Consider the following 22,833-nt stretch of genomic DNA (forward strand, 5'->3'; position numbering starts at 1 on the left):
ACGGACGCTTATGACCGCTCACCCTTCCAAAGATCCTCTGCATGGCGTCACGCTTGAAATGATGGTTAACGCCCTGGTGGCGCGCTACGGCTGGGCGCAGCTGGGAAAGCTGATTAAAATTAACTGCTTTAACAGCGATCCCAGCGTGAAATCCAGCCTGAAGTTTTTGCGCCGCACGCCCTGGGCCCGCGCCGAGGTCGAAGCCCTGTATCTGGACTCGCTGGAGGAGACCGCGCCGGACAATGCCGACGACGACTCCACCAGCCCGTGGGCCAGAGCGCGAGCCAACCGTTAAGGTCGGCGTAACAGCACGATACTGCGGCCCGCCAGCGAGAAGTCCGTGTCCGGGGTAACGGCCCGGGCCAGGTTGTCATCCTCCACCGTACTCAGCTCCAGCACCCAGCCACCTTCCCCGCATTCCGGGATACGGAACGGGACGGCGGCCTCGTACGGGTTGATCAGCAGCAGCACCTCCTGCCACACCCCGTGTTGACCCTGCAGATCGGCCCGGGTGAGATAGAGCCCCAGCGTGGTGCCCTCATCCCAGTGCTCCGGCAGCTGAGGTCCACCGCCCGCGTTGTACCACTGGATCTCCATGCCGTCGCGCCAGCTTTCACGGCGTAACAGCGGCTGACTGGCCCGCAGCTTGATAAGATGACGGGTGAAGTTGCGCAGCGCGTCAGCGCTGGCGGGCAGATTCTCCCAGTGCACCCAGCTGATCTCGCTGTCCTGGCAGTAGCCGTTATTATTCCCCAGCTGGCTGCGGCCAAACTCATCCCCGGCCAGCAGCATTGGCGTCCCGTGCGAGAAGAGCAGCGTAGTCAGGAAGTTGCGCTTCTGCTGTTCGCGCAGAGCATTAATCTGCTCGTCGTCGGTCGGCCCTTCAGCACCATAATTTGATGAACGGTTATCATTGTGGCCGTCGTTATTATCCTCGCCGTTAGCCTCGTTATGCTTCTCGTTGTAAGAGACCAGGTCGTTCAGGGTGAAACCGTCGTGAGCGGTAATAAAGTTGATGCTGGCCCACGGGCGGCGGCCGCGCTGATCGTACAGGTCGCCGGAGCCGAGCAGTCGCGCGGCAAAGTCCGATGAGACGTTATCCCCGCGCCAGTATTCGCGCACGGTGTCGCGGTATTTATCGTTCCACTCGCCCCAGCCGGGCGGGAATCCCCCCACCTGATAACCGCCGGGGCCGATATCCCAGGGTTCGCCGATCAGTTTCAGCCGTGAGAGCAGCGGATCCTGCATCATGGCATCGAAAAAGCCGCCGCGCTGGTCGAACCCTTCCGGCTCGCGCCCGAGAATGGTGCCGAGGTCAAAGCGGAAGCCGTCGATATGCATCGATTCAGCCCAATAGCGCAGGGAGTCCATGACCATCTGCAGCACCCGGGGATGCGAGGTATTCACGGTATTGCCGGTGCCGGTGTCATTCACATAGTAGCGGTGCTGACCGGCGATAGTGCGGTAGTACGAGAAGTTGTCGATACCTTTGAACGACAGGGTCGGGCCCAGCTCGTTACCCTCGGCGGTGTGGTTATAGACCACGTCGAGGATCACTTCGATACCCGCATCGTGGAAAGCGCGCACCATGTCGCGGAACCCCTGAATGCCGTTCGGGCCGTAATAGCGCGACGCCGGAGAGAAGAAGTTCAGGGTGTTATAGCCCCAGAAGTTTTTCAGGCCCCGGTCCAGCAGATGCTGATCGTCCGGGAAAGCGTGCACCGGCAGCAGTTCCACCGAGGTGATGCCGAGGCTTTTGATGTAATCGACAATCGCTTTATGCCCCATCCCCTCGAAGGTGCCGCGTAACTCAGGCGGGATCGCCGGGTGAAGCTGGGTAAAGCCCTTCACGTGCGTTTCATAGAGAATGGTTTCAGACCAGGGCACCGTCGGGCGATGCGGATCCTGTCCGTCGAACACCCGCGGGTCGATCACCCGGCATTTCGGCGTGAAAGGCGCGCTGTCGCGGGTATCAAAGCTGAGATCGAGGTCGTCATGCCCCAGTTCATAACCAAAATGGGCAGCGTTCCACTTCAGCTCTCCGGTCAGGGCGCGGGCATAGGGATCGAGCAGCAGTTTATGCGGGTTAAAGCGATGGCCGTTTTCTGGATCGTAAGGGCCATAAACGCGATAGCCGTACAGGGCCCCCGGTTTCAGATCCGGAACGTAGCCGTGCCACACTTCGTCGGTGTACTCCGGCAGCTCCAGGCGGGCGATTTCATGCTGGCCCGTCGGGTCAAAAAGGCACAGCTCAACGCGCTCAGCGCAGGCTGAAAAGAGCGCAAAGTTAACGCCCTTGTCGTCGTAGTTTGCGCCGAGCGGGTAGCTCTGCCCCGACTGAATTTCATAGGATTTTGCATTTGCCATAAAAGTCTTTCCCTCGAACGTTAATCATTAGCTGCAGGCGATTAACACCCGCCAGCAATCCTGTGCATCATGTAATCTCAGGCTTTCGCCTGGCATAACGATTTCACCGCTAAAACAGTCCTGATAGCGGCGTCCAGCCAGTTCGGCAGGCAGAACGACCTCTGTCTCCCCCCACAGGGCCGCTCCGTTCACCGGGAACGCATCCGCAGCGCTGGCAAACGCCAGTCGCGGCGCCACCACAATCAAGGCGTCATCATCATCCATGCGGGCAAAGGCGATCGCCTTATCCGCCCTTTCGCCACGGGTCAGCAACGCCACATAGCTCCCCCAGCGGAACAGCGCCGGTTTGCGCTGGCGCAGGTGCAGCAGCGTGCTGGTCACATAGACCTTTAGCTGTCCGTCCAGCCAGCTTGCCTCCCGGGAGGCGGTGTGGTGGTCGGCGCTCTGGAGCTGCTGGCTCAGCTGCGTGAAATCCGGCTCGCGACGGTTATCCGGATCGACGAGGCTGAAGTTGAGCCCTTCGCTGCCCTGATAAACATCCGGCACGCCAGGCGCCGTCAGTTTGATCACGGTCTGGCTCAGGCTGTTCACCAGGCCTGCATGGATAAACGGGCGTAACGAGCGGGTAAAGTCGCGCAAGAAATCCTGATTTTCCGGCGACAGCAGATGGCGGGCGTACTCCAGCACCACCGTCTCGTAGGCTTCGTTGCTGTCCACCCAGTCGGTGCGCAGCTTGGCTTCGCGCAGGGCTTTCTCCACGAAGGCGAGGAAACGCTCTTCCAGCGCCTTTAGTCCCGCCGCGTCCTCAGGTCCCAGCTCAGGTGGCCAGACCCCCGCCAGCGCCTGATACAGCATCCAGGTGTCGGCGCCTCTTGGTGCCGTACCGTCGTTCAGAAAACGGACATGGGTCTGATTAAGCTGCTGCCAGCGGGCCACGCACTCCGCCCACATCTCCGGGGCTTCGGTCAGGGTGTAGAGCCGGGCGCGGGCATCTTCCCCGCGCTTGGTGTCGTGGGTGGAGGTGCCGGAGAGCGCGTCCGGCTGACGCTCACGCCGGGCCGCCATTTCGCTGTGAAAACGCGTCAGTGAGAAGGCGCGCGGCACCGGCTCGGCTCCCACCTCGTTGAGCGCCAGATCCATGTGCTGGCGGAAAAACAGCGTGTCTTCGACCGATTTCGCCATCAGCGGTCCGGTCAGCTGCTGGAAGCGGGTGCGGAACTGGCTGGCGGCGTCGCGGGCCGCATCGGAGACCTCGCCGGTCAGAATGCGGGTCAGCAACTCAAGAGACGGCTGGTCGGCACTGACGTGCGCCAGCACGTTCTGGAGCAGGCGCACGTCCGCCGGGGACATCCCCTGCTGCGTACCGTAGGTGCGATACACCGGGAAGGCCACCAGCAGTTCGCGCAGCGCCAGGCGCAGCGGCTCTTCTTCAAGGGCAATGCCTTCCGTCTGCGCAAGGTCTGTTGCCAGCTTCACCAGGGTAGAAAACTCTCCGGCGAAATTGCGATCCACCATCAGCAGGCGCGCCGCCCGCAGTTCGGCATCCATATCCACCGGGCTGCCGATCACCGTGTCGTAGGCCTGACGCAGACGGTCAATTTTGTCGTCATCCACCAGCACTTCAGAGAGCGAGGCGATAAATTCATACCCGGTGGTGCCGGAGATCGGCCAGTCTTTGGGAAGGTTCTCGCCTTTGCTGAGGATCTTCTCGACGGTGATATAGCACTCGGGGCCAGCCTCCTGCCGCAGACGCTGCAGATAGGCGCGCGGGTCGGCCAGGCCATCCACGTGGTCGATTCGCAGCCCGTCCACCGCCCCGGAACGCACCAGCTCCAGGATCAGCGCATGGCTGTCATCAAAGACCGCGTCATCCTCAACCCGCACGCCCACCAGGCCGGTGATCTCGAAGAAGCGCCGCCAGGAGAGGTCGTGCGGAGCATCGCGCCAGCTGGTAAGACGCCACGGCTGCTGGTCATGCAGACGGGTTATCGCGGCGGGCTCGCGCAGGCTCAGCACCTCCTCTTCGCGTCCCATCCAGCTATCGGGGGTGAGCGGATAAAAATTATCGTAAACGGCCAGCGCCGGTTTGCCGGTATCGGGATCGCGCTGCACGCTGATGTCGCCGTTTGCCAGCACCACCTCAAAGTCATCGCCTAAAAACGGCAGCGTCAGGCGGCGCGACCAGTCGATATCAAAATGGCGGGCATAGCGGCTCTTCTCGCCGTGCTCAATCACGTCCCGCCACCAGGCGTTTTCCAGCGAGGTGGACATGTGGTTGGGGACGATATCGAGGATCAGCCCCAGGCCAGCCGCCTTCAGGGCGCTGACCATGCGTTCAAATCCGGCGCGGCCGCCAAGGGTCGGGTCGATCTCATTGGCATCGGTTACGTCGTAGCCGTGGGTCGAATCACGGGCAGCGGTAAAAATCGGCGAGGCATACAGATGGCTGATGCCGAGCTGTTGCAGATAAGGCACCAGACTGGCGGCACGATCGAAGGTCATGCCGTTACGAAACTGAATACGCCAGGTCGCTGTGGGGATCATTAATGTGTTTCTCCAGGGGCAAGTCGGACAATAAGGGTGTCGGGCCGTAATTCGGTGTGGATCTCAGGCCAGGCAAAGAGGGTTTCTCCCGGCAGGTCGGGCATCTCCTCCGTATGGCCGCCGACGTTAAACGCCAGCGACAACGTCCCCCGAGGAAACGTCCAGGTCACTGCCACGCAGCCGGGTCCTGTTTCCAGCACTTTGCCCCCGCCGCTGCGCGCCGTAGCCAGCAGCGGCACAATCGCCTGCTGACGCAGCTCCAGCAGATGACGGGTAAAGTTCAGCCAGCTCTCGCCCTCCGGCTGGTTGAGTTTGTCCCAGTCGAGTTTCGACCGATTGAAGGTCTCCGGCGAATTCGGATCGGGCACCCCTTCTTCCTGATGGCTGGCATGATCGGCAAACTCTTTCGCCCGTCCTTCCCGTACTGCGCGGGCCAGCTCGCCGTGGAAATCGGTAAAGAAGAGGAACGGCCGGGTTTCGCCATACTCTTCGCCCATGAACAGCAGCGGAATGTGCGGCGACAGCAGCAGCGCGGCCAGCAGCACTTTGGTGCGCTTCTCCCCAATCAGGGAGAGCAGACGATCCCCGTGGGCCCGGTTGCCCACCTGATCGTGGTTCTGGATAAAGTCGACAAAGGCCACCGGCGGCTGGTCGATACTTTTCACCCCGCGCGGCTCGCGGTGCCGGGGCGTGATTTCCCCCTGATAGGAGAACCCTTCCGCCAGCGCCCGGGCGACCCATTTCTCCGGCTGATGCGCGAAGTCGCGGTACCAGGCGTGGGTTTCGCCACTCGCCAGCACGTGAATGGCGTTGTGCAGATCGTCATTCCATTCGGCGGTGAACAGCTCCGGCGTGCCGTCCTCCCGGTAAGGATGCAGGGAAATAATGTTACGACTGTCTTCGGTGGTGAGATGCACCGGACGGTCGGTAATCTCCTCCCGAATGCGTTCAGCAATTTCTTCCAGAACGTGTTTTTCAGACGAATCTGTAATGTGATCGATAGCGTCGAAGCGCAATCCGTCGAAGCGGAACTCTTTCAGCCAGTACAGCGGCACGTCGGTTATAAACTGGCGCACGGGGGCCACATCGTAGGCAATCCCGTTCCCCCAGGGGGTCATCCGCTCAGGATGGAAAAAGTCCGGCGACAGGCGCGGGAGGTAGTTTCCTTCCGGGCCGAAATGGTTCAGCACGATGTCCAGCACCACCGACAGCCCCAGCCCGTGGGCGGCATCGACGAAGGCTTTCAGATCGTCCGGCGTACCGTAGGCGCTGTGCGGGGCATAGAGCAGAACACCATCGTAGCCCCAGCCGCGATTGCCCCCGGCCTGGGACACGGGCATCAGCTCAATCATGGTGATGCCCAGCGACGCCAGATACGGCAGTCTCTCGGTGGCCGCGCGGAATGTGCCCTCAGGGGTGAAGGTCCCGATATGCAGCTCATAAACCACGCTCTCTTCCCAGCGTCGGCCTCGCCACTGGGTGTTGCGCCAGACATAGCTGTCGGGATCGCACACCAGCGATGGGCCATTCACATCCCCTTGCTGGGCGCGGGAAGCGGGATCCGGCACGGCGGTGCCGTCAGACAGGATATAACTGTAGGTCGAACCGGGTTTGACGTAATCAACCGTCAGGTCGAAGCCGCCGTCACCGGTCGGGTGCATCGCCAGGGTTTCGTCGTTCAGGCGCAGGGAAACCTGCTCCTGGCCGCTGGCCCATAAATGAAAGCGAACCGTGTTCGCATCAACGTGTTCACAACCCCAATACGTAATAGATTTTGCTGTCATTCCACCACCTCGTTTGACCCGTGTTCCTCGGGTTGCTTAACGTTGAACGTTACGCAGAGGGAAAAAGAGAAAGTGCGGCGGCAATCCACCGCGCATGAACATCAAGCATAGACCAGGAAATTTAATGTGAGATGGGTCACGACGAAGCGGTTGAGGGGAGTAACGGTGCGGGGTTGCCGGGTGGCGGCTGCGCCTTACCCGGCCTACCGTAGGCCCGGCTAGCTGAGCGCCGCCGGGCAAGCAAACGATACCAGCGCCTTACGCCGGTTCCGGCAGGCGGAAGCTGGCGATACTTTGCGAGAGGTGTCTGGCCTGCTCTTCCAGCGACGCCGCCGCTGCCGCTGACTCCTGAACCAGAGCGGCGTTCTGCTGGGTCACGCCGTCCATCTCGGTCACCGCCTGCCCGACCTGCCCAATGCCGCGGCTCTGCTCTTCGGAGGCAACCTGGAGCTGCTCCATCAGCGCATTCACCTTATTCACCGACGCGATGATGGCATTGATCACCTCACCCGAACGGTTCACCAGCTGCGAACCGTTTTTCACGCTGGAGACCGACTGGGCGATCAGGTTCTCAATGTCCTTCGCCGCCACGGCGCTTTTCTGCGCCAGGGTACGAACTTCGGTCGCCACCACCGCAAATCCACGCCCCTGCGTCCCGGCGCGGGCGGCTTCAACGGCGGCGTTCAGCGCCAGAATGTTGGTCTGGAAGGCAATGCTGTTAATCACGCTGGTGATATCTTCGATGCGCTGGGAGTTAGCGGCGATGGTGTTCATAGTCTCGATCACCTCGCGGGTCACCGCCTCCCCGGTGCGGGCATTGGTCACCGCATCCTGCACCAGCTTACCGGCCTGGTTGACGTTATCGGTGTTGTTGGCAACCGTGGCGCTCAGCTGTTCCATGCTGGCAGCGGTTTCCGTCAGGGCCGACGCCTGCTGTTCGGTACGGGACGCCAGGTCGATATTGCCGGAAGCAATCTCCTGCGAGGCGTAGTTCACGGTACGACAGGCTTCACGTACCTGAGAGATGGTATCCAGCAGGGCCAGACGCATCTGCTCCATCGAGCCCATCAGCAGATCGATCTCGTTTTTCGACCCGGCTTTCTGCGGCACCGCTTCCGTCAACTGACCGGCGGCAATCTGGCTGCAGTGCTCGCGCGCCAGATTAATCGGGGCGAACACGAAGCGCTTCATCAGGACACTGACCCCGATAATCACCACCACAAACAGCGCGGCAAAGGCGGCAATAATGATTAAGCCAGAGGCAAAGTGGGAACGCGCATCGTCGTTAAGCTGTTTTGCGTATTTCTGGTGTATAGAGAGCACCTGGTCGAGGACGATTTCATACTGACGGTCGAGACCGGAGATCTGCGGGATCAGGGCATCAAACTTTGCCTTGTCGTGGGCGGCGGCCGCGTCAATCAGCGGGGCCAGGCCGCGATCGCGGTAGGCCAGCCAGGCCTCGTCGTAGTCTTTCACTAACGGCGCTTCATCCGCCAGACGCGGTGCCGCATTAAACGTCGCAAACGCCCCGTCCGCTTTGGTCAGCGCCAACTTAACGGAGGCCAGCTTTTCGTCGAGACCGGTGGTATCCCCGCTCTCCACCTGCTTCATATACTCCATGACCCGCACCCGCAGGGTACGGCTGTGGTTGATAGGATCGATAATGGATAACACCACCTGAATCTCTTTATTGACGTTATCCAGGGAGTTATTGCTCTTAATCGCCAGCCAGACGTTGGTTGCGGCACTGGCGACAAAGAAAAACAACAGGGCAAGAAGAATGGCAAGGGAAGACTTTTTTAACGACATAAATACCTCAGAAACAATACGGTCTGAGGTATTATCGGCAGCGAAAATTTAAGATTGAGTTAAAGTTATTTATTTATAAAAAACCCATAAAATAATTAACTTTATTAAAATCACTGCATTACAAAATTATTGCTAATATTTTAACCCGCCATGCATTGAAAATATTCAACTATTTATTCGAATCTGCTTGCCGACTATTTAATCGCTCAAATAAGCAGCGCTGGAAAATTGCGGCCAGTGAATATCGCCCACCCCGTTTAATTTAGGTCGGGAGAAGAGAAAACCCTGAAAACGCTTGATGCCTGCCGACTCCAGCCAGCACCACTCCTCGATTTTCTCGATGCCCTCGGCCACCAGCGCAATCTCCAGATCGGTGCAGCAGCTGACTATCGACTTAACAATCGCCTGCTTGGGGCCGCTCAGGTGAATATTGCTGACAATCTCGCGATCGATTTTCAGTTTATCCGGCTGGAAGCGCGTCAATAACGAGAGCCCTGCATAGCCTGAGCCAAAATCATCAATCGCCAGACCAATACCCGCCGCCCGCAATTGCTTGATGGCGCTGTTAAACTGGTTGAAGCCGGAGATCATTTCGTTTTCGGTCACTTCAATCACCACCTGCTCCGGCTGCAGGCCATGGATAAGGATCTGGTCCATCAGATAATCGACGGCGCCCGGGACGTTCACCAGCGACATCGGCAGCAGGTTAATGGCGATTTTATGATCGCCAATGCCAATTTTCTCGGCCAGCGCAAAGGCGTAGGCCTTGGTCTGCAGATCCACTTCGTACACTTTGTCCTGATCGATGGCATTAAAGAATCGCTCCGGGCTTCCGCCGTCATTACCGCGGATCAGCGCCTCGAGCGAGGAGATTTTCCCTTCGCCAGGCTGCACAATCGGCTGCAGGGCAAACTGACAGACCTGGTTATCAATCAGCCCGTTGATGGAATTACCAAACGGGGCATGTTCCGGGGTCAGGGTCCATTTATCCGGCAGGAAGGCCGAGCCATTGCTCGTCTGTTTCTGCTGGGTGATAAACGACTGAATAAATTTAAATACCCTGTCTTCCGCCGCCAGATAATTATCCAGCTTGCTGTAGCGCAGGACGGACGACCGCACCGATTTTGCCGTATCGATCCGCAGATCGAACAGCAGCATGCCGACGTTCTCGAAGCGGCGGCGCGGGGCGTAATCCCGCATCAGCTCCACCACGCCGAAGTGGCGCTTGTCCTGGCCTATCTTCACGAACAGGTTTTCGATGACCTCTTCCGACCCTTCGAGGATCTGCAAAAAGTCAAGGCCGTTAAACAGCAGAATGCCCGTCACATCCAGCGCGGCATTGCTGTATTTGGCTTTTTCAACAAGTGAGAGAAGGGATAAAGATTTGCAGGATGGATTTAACTGGCTTTTGTAAATGAGAGTTGTCAGCACAGCCATTGTTCCCGGTCGAATGTGAAGTCTTATAAGCTATTGTTTAGCATAAATTACATTTGTCGACTAATAGTATTAAAAGGATATATCAGGAAAGAAGCGATTCGGCTCAAAAATAAGCTGGATGAATGTTTAAACACAGGCAGCTGAAACGTCCATGTTGCTGCGAGCTATCCAGCCGTCCGTGGCAGAATTTAGATTAAATCTGCGCCATCCCGCCATCGACAAACAGCTCAACGGCGTTGATAAAGCTGGCAGCATCTGAGGCGAGGAACGCAACCGCTTTGCCCACCTCTTCCGGTTCACCGATGCGGCCCAGCGGTACCGTGGCGGCTAACGCATCGAACAGACCCTGACGCTGATCTTCCGGCACCAGCTCGCCCAGCCCTGGCGTTTTAATCGGGCCCGGGCTGACCACGTTCACCCGGATACCGCGCCCCTGTAAATCCAGCGCCCAGGAGCGGGCAAAGTTTCTTACTGCCGCCTTGCTTGCGCTGTAAACGCTAAAGTTGGCGGTGCCTTTAACCGAGACCGTGGAGCCGGTCAGGATCACCGAGGCTTTGTCCGCCAGCAGCGGCAGCGCCTTCTGCACCGTAAACAGCACGCCGCGCACGTTGGTGGCAAAAATACGGTCGAAGTGCTCTTCGGTAATCGCCCCGAGCGGCTGCATGTCGCCGCCACCGGCGTTAGCGAACAGCACATCCAGCCGCCCGGACTGTTCGGCGATTTGCGCATAGACCGTGTCGAGATCCGCCAGTACCGAGGCGTCGGCGCGAATGCCGGTGATCTGCCCGCCGAGGGTGGCGACGGCCTTGTCCAGCTCCGCCTGACGGCGACCGGTGATATAGACCTTCGCACCTTGATCTTGTAATTCTTTAGCCGTTGCCAGACCGATACCGCTGGTGCCGCCGGTAACCAGAGCGACCTTACCTGTTAATGTTGTGTTCATGTGATTTTCCTTCCGCGTTGTGGGTGTGGATGCACTGTAGCGCTTGCGGGATTACGGAAAAATCAGCAAAAATGGAAATCACTTTTTCTCTGGGGAAATAATCTCCGTTTCACTGAGTGCCTCTATGGATCAATTACTGGCCATGCGCGCCTATACCCGCGTAGTGGAAACCGGCAGTTTTACCCGGGCGGCGGACTCGCTCAACATGCCCATCGCTACCCTCAGCAAGCTGGTCAAGGCGCTGGAGGCGCATCTCGACGTGCGTTTGTTGCAGCGCACCACCCGGCGGGTGACGGCAACCCCGGAGGGACAGGAGTATTACGAAAAGGCCCGCCGGGTGCTGATTGATATCGAAGATATCGACACCTCGTTCAGCTCGGTAAAACAGCAGCCCCAGGGGCATCTGCGCATTGACGTCGGCGGCTCAACGGCGCGGGACGTGCTGATCCCGGCCCTGCCGGATTTTATGCGCCGCTACCCTGAAATCCGTATCGATCTCGGCGTGGCAGACCGGCCGGTGGATTTAATCAGCGGCAATGTGGATTGCGTGATCCGCGGTGGCGCGCTGGAGGACTCCTCCCTGATTGCCCGGCACATCGGCAATGCGGAGATGGTCACCTGCGCCACGCCGGGCTATCTGAAGCAGTCCGGCCTTCCCGCCTACCCTGAAGAGCTTCGCAACGGCCATAAGCTGGTCTGTTATCTCTCGCCGGTGACCGGGCGCGCCGTGCCGTTTCGCTTTACCCAGGATGGTGAGATCCGCGAGATTAACCTGGTGCATCGTATCGGGGTAAACGAGAGCAACGCGCACCTGGCGGCCGCGGTAGCTGGAATGGGGATTGTTCAGACATTTCGGTACTCCGCAGGCGCCCTGCTGGAAGCGGGAACGCTGGTGGAGATCCTCGATAAATGGCGTCCGCCACACTATCCGTTTTACGTGGTTTATCCGCAAAACCGGCATATGACGCATCGTCTGAAGGTGTTTATCGCGTGGCTGGCGGAGGTGTTTCCGGACGCGGTGAAGGGATAGCCGGGCGGAGCGCCCGGCTGGACGGTCAGTTCAGCTTATAGTCGAGGGTGATTTCAGCTTTCAGCAGCTGTGACACCGGACACCCGGCTTTCGCTTTCTGAATGATGCCGTCGAACTGCTGCGGGTCGATCCCCGGAACGGTCACTTTGCTCTGCAGGGCCACTTTGCTGATGGCAAAGCCGCTGTCGGTTTTATCCAGCGAGACATCCGCCGTGGTATCGATAGAATCCGCGGTATAACCCGCTTCACCCAGCATCAATGACAGCGCCATGGAGAAACATGCCGCATGCGCCGCACCGATCAACTCTTCCGGGTTGGTACCCTTCTCCCCTTCAAAGCGGGTATTGAAGCCGTAGGGTTGCTGATTAAGAACGCCGCTCTCGGTAGAAACCGTCCCCTTGCCGCGCTTGATATCGCCAGACCAGTGTGCTGAACCGTGCTTATGAATTGTCATTATTGCTCTCCTTTTGGCTTACAAAGCCTTCAGTATAGACCACGCAGCGAGGGCAGCCCGAAATAGTGGAATATCAAGAAAATTCTGTGACGCCAGAGCGGTTAGACGTATTGCAAATCCTTTTTTTCCGTGTAATTTAAATTCGTCTTCGGCAATATTTATTTTCGGGTAACCGAATGGCATAAAGATATATTCAAAGGTTAGGGAGAATATATTCTGTTTTTTAAGATCATGAAAAAGCATGATTTTATGACACTAATATTTCTGAGACGATTCTTAAACACAGCGGCATAAATATTTGCCATTCTGAATACCACTGATGTTTTTGCGAGCCGGACCATTAAACAGAAAACGACACGGAGGCAACATGTTTAATTATTATTCTGCAAATACAACATCCGCACAGCCGGAGCTGGTTAACGCTATTGCACAGGGTCTGCGCGCTGAAATGGGCGCTGTCACTGAAGATGACATTTTGATGGAACTGACAAAGTGGGTGGAAGCCTCAGATAATGACATCCTCAGTGATATCTACCAGCAGACCATTAACTACGTTGTCAGCGGCCAACACGCCAGTTTCTGAAAACCTGCTATGCTGGATCAGCAACCTAAGGGGTTACATTTCGTTCGCCTTATCAACATCAACAGGATGGAGGAGTCAATATGAAATCGAACCGTCAGGCACGCCATATTCTGGGACTGAACTACAAGCTGTCTAACCAGCGCAAAGTGGTGATTGAGGGTGACAGCGAAACGCAGGTCACCAATGCCACCGGCAGAAAACGCCACGAACCGAAGTAAGTTCGCCAGTGAGATACCGACACCACCGCTTAGCCGGTGGTGTTTTTGTTTGTATGTTGCGGTATTTAACATTCACCTCATTTATACTACCCGCCTGACACCCCCTAAGGGCACGACAGCAACGATGATTAACAACAGTGCCAGGGACGGATATGCACAAATCAAGTGAGTAACATGGACAACAAAGCCAAAAAACATCGCTCCCTCTATATTCCTTACGCCGGTCCGGTTCTGCTGGAATTCCCTCTCCTGAACAAGGGCAGCGCCTTCAGCATGGAAGAGCGCAGCAGCTTTAACCTGCTGGGTCTGTTGCCAGAAGTGGTCGAAACCATCGAAGAGCAGGCCGAACGCGCGTGGATCCAGTACCAGGGATTCAAAACCGAGATCGACAAGCACATCTACCTGCGCAACATCCAGGACACTAACGAAACCCTTTTCTACCGCCTGGTGCAAAACCACCTCGACGAGATGATGCCGGTGATTTACACCCCAACCGTCGGTGCCGCCTGCGAACGTTTCTCGGAAATTTATCGCCGTTCCCGGGGCGTGTTTATCTCGTATCAGAACCGTCACAACATGGACGACATCCTGCAGAACGTCTCCAACCACAACATCAAAGTGATCGTGGTAACCGACGGCGAGCGTATTCTCGGTCTTGGCGACCAGGGGATCGGCGGGATGGGAATTCCAATCGGTAAACTGTCGCTGTACACCGCCTGCGGCGGCATCAGCCCGGCGTACACCCTGCCGGTGGTGCTGGATGTCGGAACCAACAACCAGCAGCTGCTCAACGATCCGCTCTATATGGGCTGGCGTCACCCGCGCATCACCGACGACGAGTACTATCAGTTCGTGGATGATTTCATCCAGGCGGTGAAGCATCGCTGGCCGGACGTGCTGCTGCAGTTCGAAGATTTCGCCCAGAAAAACGCCATGCCGCTGCTGAATCGCTATCGCGATGAAATCTGCTCCTTTAACGACGACATTCAGGGCACTGCGGCGGTCACGGTCGGCACGCTGATTGCGGCCAGCCGCGCGGCAGGCAACCAGTTGAGCTATCAGAAAATCGTCTTCCTCGGTGCAGGCTCCGCCGGGTGCGGTATCGCCGAGCAGATCATCGCCCAGACCCAGCGCGAAGGCTTAAGCGAAGAGCTGGCCCGTTCCCGCGTCTTTATGGTGGATCGCTTTGGCCTGCTGACCGACGCCATGCCGAACCTGCTGCCGTTCCAGACCAAACTGGTGCAAAAGCGCGAGAACCTGAAAAACTGGGATACCGACAGTGAGGTGCTCTCCCTGCTGGATGTAGTGCGTAACGTGAAGCCGGATATTCTGATTGGCGTTTCCGGCCAGACCGGGCTGTTCACCGAAGAGATCATCCGCGAGATGCATAAATACTGCGCGCGTCCGATCGTGATGCCGCTCTCTAACCCGACCTCGCGTGTGGAAGCGACCCCGCAGGACATCATCGCGTGGACCGAAGGTAACGCCCTGGTCGCCACCGGCAGCCCGTTTGCACCTGTGGTCTGGAAGGACAAAATCTATCCGATTGCCCAGTGCAACAACTCCTATATCTTCCCGGGTATCGGCCTTGGGGTGATCGCCTCCGGCGCGTCGCGCATCACCGATGAGATGCTGATGTCCGCCAGCGAAACTCTGGCGAAGCACTCTCCGCTGGTGAACAACGGCGAAGGGCTGGTCCTGCCGGAGCTGAAGGATATCCATGTGGTGTCGAAAGCCATCGCCTTTGCGGTGGGGAAAATGGCCCAGCAGCAAGGCGTGGCGGTAAAAACTTCTGCCGACGCCCTGCAGCAGGCAATCGACGAGAACTTCTGGAAGCCGGAATACCGCAGCTACCGCCGGACGTCTATTTAACTCCTGCAACGCCGGGCGGCGCTAACGCTTGCCCGGCCTACAAAATCGTCACGCCAGGCCGGGTAAGGCGAAGCCGCCACCCGGCAAGACCGCACCGAACCCGTAGGCCGGATAAGTCAAAGCCGCCACCCGGCAAAACACCGCATCGAACCCGTAGGCCGGGTAAGGCAAAGCCGCCACCCGGCAAGACCGCACCGAACCCGTAGGCCGGGTAGGCAAAGCCGCCACCCGGCCAGACCGCACCGAACCCGTAGGCCGGGTAGGCAAAGCCGCCACCCGGCCAGACCGCACCGAACCCGTAGGCCGGGTAAGGCGAAGCCGTCACCCGTAGGCCGGATAAGGCAAAGCCGCCACCCGGCAAGACCGCACCGAACCCGTAGGCCGGGTAAGGCGAAGCCGTCACCCGTAGGCCGGATAAGGCGCAGCCGCCACCCGGCAAAACACCGCACCGAACCCGTAGGCCGGGTAAGGCAAAGCCGTCACCCGGAAAAACACCGCACCGAACCCGTAGGCCGGGTAAGGCAAAGCCGCCACCCGGCAAGACCGCACCAAACCCGAAGGCCGGGTAAGGCAAAACCGCCACCCGGCAAGACCGCACCGAACCCGTAGGCCGGGTAAGGCGCAGCCGCCACCCGGCAAGACCGCACCGAACCCGTAGGCCGGGTAAGGCAAAGCCGCCACCCGGCAAGACCGCACCGAACCCGTAGGCCGGGTAAGGCAAAGCCGCCACCCGGCAAGACCGCACCGAACCCGAGGCCGGGTAAGGCGAAGCCGCCACCCGGCAAAATACCGCACCTTACCTCCCCCGCGTCACCCACCAGAACACCAGCGCCAGCATACTCATTCCCGCCCCCAGCAGGCACACCCCCTGCCAGCCGAAATGGGCATAGGTTATGGTCGTACCGATCGCCCCCAGCCCGCTACCCACCGCGTAAAACAGCATATACAGCCCCACCAACCGGCTATGTGCTTCCGGTCGGGTGCGGAAAATCAGGCTCTGGTTTGTAACATGCAACGCCTGTCCGCCAAGATCGAGCAGCACGATGCCGATCGCCAGCGCCCACAGCGACACGTCCATTAGCGATAGCGGCCACCAGGCCAGCAGCAGCATCGCCAACGCCATTGCGCTGGTGCGTTGCGCCAGCCCCTGGTCCGCCCACTGCCCGGCCCGTGATGCGGCCAGGGCGCCAATGACCCCCACCAGCCCGAATGCGCCAATAGCGGTATGGGAAAAGTTATAGGGTGGCGCGCTCAGGGGCAGCACCAACGCGCTCCAGAAAATATTAAAGGCAGCAAACATCAGCAGCGCGAGCGTGCCCCTGACCTGGAGCACCTTTTCCTCCCTCAGTAGCGTCAGCATTGAAGCGAGCAGGCGCGGATAAGTGAGCGAACCGGCAGGCGGCAAGGCAGGCAGTCGTCGCCAGAGCGGGATCGCAATCCCCAGCATCAGAAATGCGGCGCAGAAATAGACCCCGCGCCAGCCCGCCAGATCGCTGACGCCCCCGGCAAACACTCTCGCCAGCAGCAATCCGATAAAGACCCCGCCCTGCGCCACTCCTACCACCCGCCCCTGTTCATGAGGGGCAGCGGCGCTGGCCGCGCAGGCTATCAGCCCCTGGGTCATCGCCGTACCGAGCAGGCCGACGGCAAGCATACCCGCCAGCAGCACCGGGGCGGATTGCGCCGTCCCCACCACCACCAGCGCGGCAACCAGCGCCAGTAGCTGTATCGCCATCAGTCGACGACGATCGACCCTGTCTCCCAGCGGCACCAGAAACAGCAGAGCCAGCGCACATCCGATTTGGGTTGCGGTAACAACCCCGCCGATTGCCGCCTGACTGATGGCAAAATCCTGCGCCAGCGCATCAAGCAGCGGCTGCGCGAAATAGACATTTGCCACGCTCATGCCGCTGGCGATGGCGAAGAGCCACACCAGGCTGCGTGACAGACCTGCGGATATCGCCTGGCCAGGCAGTAACGTCAGTTGTGCTTTCATGCTCCCAAAACTCCTTTAATGGTTTCAAAATAAAACCACTGTAAGGCTAGGTCAGATAGTTTTAAAATGCAACCAAATAGCTTACCTTGCTGAAAGCGCGCTTCCCCGCTACACTCGCTTCATCCATCAACCTACTGAATACTAAGGAGGCTAATTATGCTGTGCTGTGAAATTTTTGATATTTCACTTCACCTTGGTGATCGCATCTGCTCAAGCGTTATCGGTTTCGTGCTGCGATAACTTCGGCTTGAGCGAAGACACCTAAGACAACCCCTTCTCTCGGGCTTACCGGGTTATCGTCAGCGTTGATTGACGAGGCGTTTTTACGCCTGTAACTCTTGAGTAAGCAAATGAGCACATTACTGACTGCACAATTTTTACGTGTTGATACCGCCTTCGACACCCTGTTCGACAACCTCTCCTTTAGCCTGAAAAAAGGCGACCGCATCGGTCTGCTGGGCGATAACGGCTGCGGCAAAAGTACCCTGCTGAAGATCCTCGACGGCACCGATACGCCCCTTTCCGGCACGGTGGCGCTGGCCGGTCATTGCCTGATGGCGCGGGTGGAGCAGCATCTTCCTCCTGAGATCTACCCGTTGACCATGCTCGACGCGGTTCTGGCGCAGCTGCCGGTTGCTGAGCGTGAGAGCCAGCGCTGGCGGGCGGAGACCCTGCTGGCGAACATGGGTTTTACCCCGGAAGACACTGCCCTGCAATCGGCCACCCTCAGCGGCGGGCAGCACACGCGACTCCTGCTGGCGCGGGCACTGATAAGCGAGCCGGATCTGCTGCTGCTGGATGAACCCAGCAACCACCTGGATCTGCCCACGCTGCTGTGGCTGGAGCAGTTTTTACAGAGCTGGTCCGGCAGCTTTGTGCTGGTGTCCCACGACAGGCAGCTGCTGGATGCCGTCACCAACGGCAGCTGGATCCTGCGGGACAAAACGCTGCACTACTTCGCCCTTCCCTGCACCCGGGCGCGTCAGGCGCTGGCGGAGAAAGACGAGAGCGACGCCCTGCGCCATAAAGCAGAGCAAAAGGAGATCGACCGGGTCACCGCCAGTGCAAAACGGCTGGCGACCTGGGGCAAGGTCTACGACAACGAGGATCTGGCCCGTAAAGCTAAGCAGATGGAGCGCCAGGTGGAGCGGCTGAAGGAGAGCCAGACGTCGCTGACGGCGGGCAGCCCCTGGACCTTAACCCTGCACGGCGATGCCCTGCGGGCCGACCGGTTGCTGGAGATCGCGTTGCTCGACGTGGCCCCAGCCCCGGGCCTGCCGCCGTTGTTCTCAGTGGAAAACGTCCGGCTAAAAAGCGGCGACCGGGTCGCCATCGTCGGGCGCAACGGCTGTGGCAAATCCTCGCTGATGCGCCTTATCTGGCAGCAGTTTATTGCTGCGGAAAACCACGCCGGATTAACCCTCCACCCTCGTGTAGCGCCTGGCTACTACGACCAGACGCTGCACCAGCTGGCGGATGAGGCCACGCTGATCGACGCCCTGGAGCCGTTCGCCCCGAACATTCAGAATCGCAAGATGGCGCTGATCTCCGCCGGGTTCGCCTGGGCGCGGCACGGACAAAAGGTCAGCACCCTGAGCGGCGGCGAGCGTTCGCGGTTGCTGTTTATTGGCCTGACGCTGGCGCGCTTCAGCCTGCTAATGCTTGATGAGCCAACTAACCATCTGGATATGGAAGGCAAAGAAGCGCTGGCAGAAACGTTACAACAGTTTGAGGGCGGCGTGCTGCTGGTCAGCCACGATCGGCAGTTAATCAGCCAGAGCTGCAACCGCTTCTGGCTGATCGACAACGGCGTCTTAAGCGAATGGCATGACGCGGATGCGGTATTTGCCCGCCTGCGCGATGACAGCGGTTTGCGTGACCAAACGGCAGAGGCTGTGTCGAAAGAAAGCCAGGCAGAACCCGCTGAGGATCTGTTAGAGCGGCTGATTATGCTGGAGAAACTGCTGGAGGAGGATCGGCTGCGTAAGCCTAAACATCAGAAGCCTCAGCTTCAGGCGCAGTGGCAGGAGGAGATTGCCGCGCTGACGGCGCAGCTGTAAGGCAATGCCCGGCGGGTAGCCGCCGCCGGGCAATTGTTTATTTCGGTTGCTGCGTTTTCCAGGCATCCCATGCCTGTTTAATTTCCTGCTTCGCGGTGGCGGCATCGTTGAAGCCGTTCAGCTCCACCGATTTGCGCCCTTCCGGCAGCTGTTTATAAACGCGGAAGAACGACTCCAGGCGCTGCTGTTCAATTTTCGGCAGATCGCTTAACTCTTTAATGTCATCGTAGGTCGGATCGATTTTGCTGGCCGGCACGGCAACGATTTTGTCGTCCTTCTCGCCGCCGTCGATCATCTTCAACACGCCAATGGCGCGCAGCTTAATCAGGGTGCCCGGCGCCATCGGCGCGCGGGTATAGAAAATCACGTCCAGCGGATCGCCATCACCCGCCAGGGACTGGGTCAGCGAGCCGTAGTTAGCCGGGTAAGCCACCGGCATCGACTGGAAACGATCGGCAACAATAAAGCCGGTTTTGGCGTCAGTCTCGTACTTAATAATCCCGCCCGCAGGAATTTCGGTAACGGCGTAGAACTCTTCCGGGTTGTTATCAGGCTGTGGGAATTCGAGGATGTTTTGCGCCTGTACGGAAGCGGACAGAAGAACGCTCACTGCGAGAAGTTTTTTTACCAGATGCATTGTCTTTTTAACTCTTCGGTTATTGAGAAGACAACACCTTAAGGGCTGGTTATGTCAGAAACATGACATATTTGCTGCAGAAATAGTGACTGGAGAATGCGTAAAGGAGACCGCCTGAAGGTTGTCTCCTTTGTTTTTACATGAGCCTCTGGATCAGAACTCTCTGGCGAGAGTCAGATAACCTCCATAATCCACTGAGCACTCATTATCATTGATATAACCTAAAGCTATAAATACATTCTTTTTACCATCGCGATTGGTAAAGGTGTACTTCGCTGAAATGCTTTTCACATTGTCATCATGATAAATTGAATAATATTGTTCCCTGGAGAGCACAATACTATTTTTTTGAGCCATGGCTTTTTTATAAGCATCCTCAGCTAATTGTTTGGCCAATATATCAGAAACAGGGAACACTCCAAGTAATTTCACCTCAGTTTTATGCTCAAGGATAGTCGAACGATCAATTTTCAAATCATCGGTAAAAGATGAAAGAGTTGCTAACTCGATTGCGCGCCCAACATCAGCACACTGTTCAGAACCTATCTTAGCCTGAGCTAAAACAGGGAGCATTACAAAGGAAAAACAAAGATATTTGAACATAATCGTGCTACTCCACTATTAACACTCTGTCTTTGCTTGTATGGATCTCAATCCTGTGGTTAAGCAAAACAACAATACAGCCATTGGAAGCCTCTCCAGGGCGACTTCCACTGTCGCCATGAAGTAAGAAACCATCTCTTCCACACATGTTGTTTGAGGAGTCCGCTGTAAGTCTTAACACGTAACCTCCTGCTGTTGTATGCTGGAATGGATTGCCAATTTTGTACTTCCCCGCTGGCAATGGTCCTTTGTTCTTTACACACTGTTGAGAAGGATCGTTGTAGTAACCTACAGCCCCCGCATACAGCGCATTAAACTTGAAGGTACCATCAAGGTAAAACTTAGCCTCCTTAACTTTATAGACCCACGTCATTATGCCGTCCTCCTTTCATTCCAGCCGTGAGAGTGAATGATGTTGCCATCTAAATAATGCCATTCAATATTTGCATAATTAATAGAAACATATTCTTGATGGGAGTGCTTTTCGAAACGAGGATCTTTAATATCAAGCATAAAAGCATTAACATCAGTGATTCTGCAATCAGTAAGCGTTACACGAAAGTACTCTTACTCCTGGCCATTATAGTTAATTCGATAATACCTGAAGATAGCTTCCTTAAACCGTCTGCCGCTACTCACTCCTTTACTAAGGTAAGGTGTAGAACTATCGATATCTTTCCTGAAAGACATTTGGCCGTGCACGCATGGGCCCGTAATCTTACCTGTTAAGTCATCTACAGGTAGTTCCAGAGCATGCATAATCTCACTTATTTCTATGCTTCCCTCTCTTCCACGAACATCAACAGATCCTTTTACAGGATTGCCAGAATCATCTGTAAGCCATAAATAAACCGGTATCGCCATGGATCAAACTCCATTTTTAAAATGAGCAAAAAGTATCCTTTGAATATATGTTCTTTGAACAGCTATTTTTTGCTTAGCGTTGATATCAATCAATTAAACAGCCATCAATGCGACACTGATTATTTACTAAACCAATATCCCACCGAAATTATATTCCTTAATATTTACTATTTATTTAAACTCCTGTCTGTTACATATGCGAACGCGAATAACTTTAATGTATAAATAACCATGAAAAATGAAAGGGCAAACGTGATGCCACTCGTGATTATCGAATTCATCTAAGCTAAATGATTTCATAATGTTACAGCCCCTTGCTTCAGCCATTAAAAAACTTAATCCTTAATAGGTATATCGTCTTATCTAACCTGCATTGCAGATCCGCAATATGAAAATGGAGAAACATATGAAAGCTGCTGTCGTGACCAAAGACCATCAGGTAGAAGTGACCGAGAAAACCCTGCGCCCGCTGAAACACGGCGAAGCGCTGCTGAAGATGGAGTGCTGTGGCGTGTGCCACACCGATCTTCACGTAAAGAACGGCGATTTTGGCGATAAGACCGGGGTGATCCTCGGGCATGAAGGCATTGGTGTGGTGCAGGAGGTAGGCCCTGGCGTCGTCTCCCTTAAACCGGGCGATCGCGCAAGCGTGGCGTGGTTCTTTGAAGGCTGCGGTCATTGCGAATACTGCAACTCCGGCAACGAAACCCTGTGCCGTACCGTGAAGAACGCAGGCTACTCGGTGGATGGCGGTATGGCTGAAGAGTGCATCGTGACTGCCGACTACGCGGTAAAAGTGCCGGACGGACTGGACTCCGCCGCCGCGAGCAGCATCACCTGTGCCGGGGTGACGACCTATAAAGCCGTCAAAGTCTCTGAGATCAAGCCGGGCCAGTGGATCGCTATTTATGGTCTGGGTGGTTTGGGCAATCTGGCGCTGCAGTACGCGAAAAACGTGTTTAACGCCAAAGTTATCGCTGTTGACGTGAATGACGAACAGCTGAAACTCGCCGAAAGCATGGGGGCCGATCTGGTGGTTAACTCCCGCAATGAGGATGCCGCTAAATTCATTCAGCAAAAAACCGGTGGTGCCCACGCTGCGGTGGTAACCGCGGTGGCGAAAGTGGCCTTTAACTCCGCGGTGGATGCCGTTCGCGCCGGTGGCCGCGTGGTGGCAGTCGGCCTGCCGCCGGAAGCAATGAGCCTGGATATTCCGCGTCTGGTGCTGGACGGCATTCAGGTAGTGGGTTCGCTGGTCGGCACCCGTCAGGATCTGACCGAAGCCTTCCAGTTTGCCGCCGAAGGCAAAGTCGTGCCGAAAGTGGCGCTGCGTCCGCTGGGCGATATCAATGCCATCTTCAAAGAGATGGAACAGGGCCAGATCCGTGGCCGTATGGTGATTGATTTCCGTTCATAACGATCTTCCCTCTTCCCTATGGGGAGAGAGCGAACATCGCGGAATCAGCATGCATTACGCCGATCCGCTGGCGAAAATCGTTTAGCCCCCCAAACCGCGCCACTCCCGGCGCGGTTTTTTATTGCCACTTTCCGCAAATCCTTAGCTCAATTCCTTTGTTCCCTTCTTTTCGGCCCCACCCGAAGATGCATTCGACGCTAACAAGAAGATTACAA

General features: G+C 57.0%; 18 protein-coding genes and 1 pseudogene. 7 read left to right on the forward strand and 12 right to left on the reverse strand.

Going from position 1 to position 22,833, the window contains the following annotated elements; translation table 11 throughout:
- Window positions 1-10 precede the first annotated feature (10 nt).
- Complete coding sequence (locus FFB58_RS03150; RefSeq protein ID WP_039028755.1) at window positions 11-295, forward strand: VF530 family protein; 285 nt, start codon at window positions 11-13, stop codon at window positions 293-295.
- Here the strand turns inward: FFB58_RS03150 and glgX are convergent.
- The 6 genes from glgX to FFB58_RS03180 form a co-directional block, all read right to left on the reverse strand.
- Window positions 292-2,367, reverse strand: coding sequence for a glycogen debranching protein GlgX (gene glgX / locus FFB58_RS03155; RefSeq protein ID WP_138368960.1), 2,076 nt, complete (start codon window positions 2,365-2,367; stop codon window positions 292-294). The genes FFB58_RS03150 and glgX overlap by 4 nt on opposite strands.
- A 27-nt stretch (window positions 2,368-2,394) precedes the next feature.
- Window positions 2,395-4,911 carry a malto-oligosyltrehalose synthase gene (gene treY / locus FFB58_RS03160; protein WP_138368961.1) on the reverse strand — a complete coding sequence of 839 codons (2,517 nt, stop codon included), beginning with the start codon at window positions 4,909-4,911 and terminating at the stop codon, window positions 2,395-2,397.
- Window positions 4,911-6,695 (reverse strand): malto-oligosyltrehalose trehalohydrolase, encoded by a 1,785-nt coding sequence (treZ, locus tag FFB58_RS03165; protein ID WP_138368962.1) that lies wholly within the window; start codon window positions 6,693-6,695, stop codon window positions 4,911-4,913. Before treZ ends, treY begins: the two co-directional genes overlap by 1 nt.
- A gap of 258 nt (window positions 6,696-6,953) precedes the next feature.
- Window positions 6,954-8,504: a methyl-accepting chemotaxis protein gene (locus tag FFB58_RS03170; protein WP_138368963.1), complete on the reverse strand. Its 1,551-nt coding sequence runs from the start codon at window positions 8,502-8,504 to the stop codon at window positions 6,954-6,956.
- Window positions 8,505-8,702: 198 nt separating this feature from the next.
- Entirely contained in the window at window positions 8,703-9,935 is a 1,233-nt protein-coding gene (locus FFB58_RS03175; protein WP_039028870.1) for a diguanylate phosphodiesterase, read from the reverse strand.
- A gap of 199 nt (window positions 9,936-10,134) precedes the next feature.
- The gene (locus tag FFB58_RS03180; RefSeq protein WP_138368964.1) at window positions 10,135-10,884 is read right to left on the reverse strand and encodes an SDR family oxidoreductase; all 750 of its coding nucleotides are present in this window, start codon (window positions 10,882-10,884) and stop codon (window positions 10,135-10,137) included.
- A gap of 124 nt (window positions 10,885-11,008) precedes the next feature.
- On the opposite strand from FFB58_RS03180, the gene FFB58_RS03185 reads away from it, so the two are divergent.
- Window positions 11,009-11,914, forward strand: coding sequence for a LysR family transcriptional regulator (locus tag FFB58_RS03185; RefSeq protein WP_138368965.1), 906 nt, complete (start codon window positions 11,009-11,011; stop codon window positions 11,912-11,914).
- A gap of 25 nt (window positions 11,915-11,939) precedes the next feature.
- On the opposite strand, the gene FFB58_RS03190 is transcribed toward FFB58_RS03185, so the two are convergent.
- Window positions 11,940-12,368, reverse strand: coding sequence for an OsmC family protein (locus tag FFB58_RS03190; RefSeq protein ID WP_003857069.1), 429 nt, complete (start codon window positions 12,366-12,368; stop codon window positions 11,940-11,942).
- 367 nt (window positions 12,369-12,735) lie between these two features.
- Here FFB58_RS03190 and bdm point away from each other — a divergent pair, with 367 nt between their 5' ends.
- The 3 genes from bdm (at window position 12,736) to FFB58_RS03205 (ending at window position 15,041) form a co-directional block, all read left to right on the forward strand.
- Complete coding sequence (gene bdm, locus FFB58_RS03195) at window positions 12,736-12,951, forward strand: biofilm-dependent modulation protein (protein WP_039028747.1); 216 nt, start codon at window positions 12,736-12,738, stop codon at window positions 12,949-12,951.
- An 80-nt stretch (window positions 12,952-13,031) separates the two neighbouring features.
- Window positions 13,032-13,169 carry a stationary-phase-induced ribosome-associated protein gene (sra, locus tag FFB58_RS03200; RefSeq protein WP_039028746.1) on the forward strand — a complete coding sequence of 46 codons (138 nt, stop codon included), beginning with the start codon at window positions 13,032-13,034 and terminating at the stop codon, window positions 13,167-13,169.
- A 174-nt stretch (window positions 13,170-13,343) separates the two neighbouring features.
- Window positions 13,344-15,041, forward strand: a complete 1,698-nt coding sequence (locus FFB58_RS03205) for an NAD-dependent malic enzyme (RefSeq protein ID WP_039028745.1) — start codon at window positions 13,344-13,346, stop codon at window positions 15,039-15,041.
- Window positions 15,042-15,837: 796 nt separating this feature from the next.
- On the opposite strand, the gene FFB58_RS03215 is transcribed toward FFB58_RS03205, so the two are convergent.
- Window positions 15,838-17,037, reverse strand: coding sequence for an MFS transporter (locus FFB58_RS03215; protein ID WP_138368966.1), 1,200 nt, complete (start codon window positions 17,035-17,037; stop codon window positions 15,838-15,840).
- Window positions 17,038-17,387: 350 nt separating this feature from the next.
- Between FFB58_RS03215 and FFB58_RS03220 the strand changes: the two genes are divergently transcribed.
- Complete coding sequence (locus tag FFB58_RS03220) at window positions 17,388-19,097, forward strand: ABC-F family ATP-binding cassette domain-containing protein (protein WP_138368967.1); 1,710 nt, start codon at window positions 17,388-17,390, stop codon at window positions 19,095-19,097.
- 37 nt (window positions 19,098-19,134) lie between these two features.
- Here FFB58_RS03220 and FFB58_RS03225 read toward each other — a convergent pair whose 3' ends face one another.
- From FFB58_RS03225 to tssD, 4 genes and pseudogenes are all read right to left on the reverse strand, one after another.
- Entirely contained in the window at window positions 19,135-19,734 is a 600-nt protein-coding gene (locus tag FFB58_RS03225; RefSeq protein WP_138368968.1) for an inorganic diphosphatase, read from the reverse strand.
- A gap of 153 nt (window positions 19,735-19,887) precedes the next feature.
- Window positions 19,888-20,337: a Shiga toxin A subunit gene (locus tag FFB58_RS03230; protein ID WP_138368969.1), complete on the reverse strand. Its 450-nt coding sequence runs from the start codon at window positions 20,335-20,337 to the stop codon at window positions 19,888-19,890.
- Between the two features lie 7 nt (window positions 20,338-20,344).
- Complete coding sequence (locus tag FFB58_RS03235) at window positions 20,345-20,710, reverse strand: tlde1 domain-containing protein (RefSeq protein ID WP_138368970.1); 366 nt, start codon at window positions 20,708-20,710, stop codon at window positions 20,345-20,347.
- Window positions 20,710-21,201: pseudogene (gene tssD / locus FFB58_RS03240) on the reverse strand (type VI secretion system tube protein TssD). The gene FFB58_RS03235 and the pseudogene tssD overlap by 1 nt, the downstream one beginning before the upstream one ends.
- A gap of 406 nt (window positions 21,202-21,607) precedes the next feature.
- Between tssD and adhP the strand changes: the two are divergent.
- Window positions 21,608-22,618, forward strand: coding sequence for an alcohol dehydrogenase AdhP (gene adhP, locus FFB58_RS03245; RefSeq protein WP_138368971.1), 1,011 nt, complete (start codon window positions 21,608-21,610; stop codon window positions 22,616-22,618).
- Window positions 22,619-22,833 lie beyond the last annotated feature (215 nt).

This window comes from Enterobacter sp. MF024 (assembly GCF_005843915.1).
In the GTDB taxonomy this organism is placed as follows: Bacteria; Pseudomonadota; Gammaproteobacteria; order Enterobacterales; family Enterobacteriaceae; genus Enterobacter; species Enterobacter barmai.

Excerpts from the sequence above, each read along its gene's own strand:
- FFB58_RS03215 (WP_138368966.1), bottom strand. The coding sequence starts at position 17,037 with ATGAAAGCACAACTGACGTTACTGCCTGGCCAGGCGATATCCGCAGGT.
- treZ (WP_138368962.1), bottom strand. The coding sequence starts at position 6,695 with ATGACAGCAAAATCTATTACGTATTGGGGTTGTGAACACGTTGATGCG.
- sra (WP_039028746.1), top strand. The coding sequence starts at position 13,032 with ATGAAATCGAACCGTCAGGCACGCCATATTCTGGGACTGAACTACAAG.
- FFB58_RS03170 (WP_138368963.1), bottom strand. The coding sequence starts at position 8,504 with ATGTCGTTAAAAAAGTCTTCCCTTGCCATTCTTCTTGCCCTGTTGTTT.
- treY (WP_138368961.1), bottom strand. The coding sequence starts at position 4,911 with ATGATCCCCACAGCGACCTGGCGTATTCAGTTTCGTAACGGCATGACC.
- FFB58_RS03225 (WP_138368968.1), bottom strand. The coding sequence starts at position 19,734 with ATGCATCTGGTAAAAAAACTTCTCGCAGTGAGCGTTCTTCTGTCCGCT.
- FFB58_RS03220 (WP_138368967.1), top strand. The coding sequence starts at position 17,388 with ATGAGCACATTACTGACTGCACAATTTTTACGTGTTGATACCGCCTTC.
- FFB58_RS03230 (WP_138368969.1), bottom strand. The coding sequence starts at position 20,337 with ATGTTCAAATATCTTTGTTTTTCCTTTGTAATGCTCCCTGTTTTAGCT.
- glgX (WP_138368960.1), bottom strand. The coding sequence starts at position 2,367 with ATGGCAAATGCAAAATCCTATGAAATTCAGTCGGGGCAGAGCTACCCG.
- FFB58_RS03205 (WP_039028745.1), top strand. The coding sequence starts at position 13,344 with ATGGACAACAAAGCCAAAAAACATCGCTCCCTCTATATTCCTTACGCC.
- FFB58_RS03235 (WP_138368970.1), bottom strand. The coding sequence starts at position 20,710 with ATGACGTGGGTCTATAAAGTTAAGGAGGCTAAGTTTTACCTTGATGGT.
- bdm (WP_039028747.1), top strand. The coding sequence starts at position 12,736 with ATGTTTAATTATTATTCTGCAAATACAACATCCGCACAGCCGGAGCTG.
- FFB58_RS03185 (WP_138368965.1), top strand. The coding sequence starts at position 11,009 with ATGGATCAATTACTGGCCATGCGCGCCTATACCCGCGTAGTGGAAACC.
- FFB58_RS03150 (WP_039028755.1), top strand. The coding sequence starts at position 11 with ATGACCGCTCACCCTTCCAAAGATCCTCTGCATGGCGTCACGCTTGAA.
- FFB58_RS03190 (WP_003857069.1), bottom strand. The coding sequence starts at position 12,368 with ATGACAATTCATAAGCACGGTTCAGCACACTGGTCTGGCGATATCAAG.
- FFB58_RS03180 (WP_138368964.1), bottom strand. The coding sequence starts at position 10,884 with ATGAACACAACATTAACAGGTAAGGTCGCTCTGGTTACCGGCGGCACC.
- adhP (WP_138368971.1), top strand. The coding sequence starts at position 21,608 with ATGAAAGCTGCTGTCGTGACCAAAGACCATCAGGTAGAAGTGACCGAG.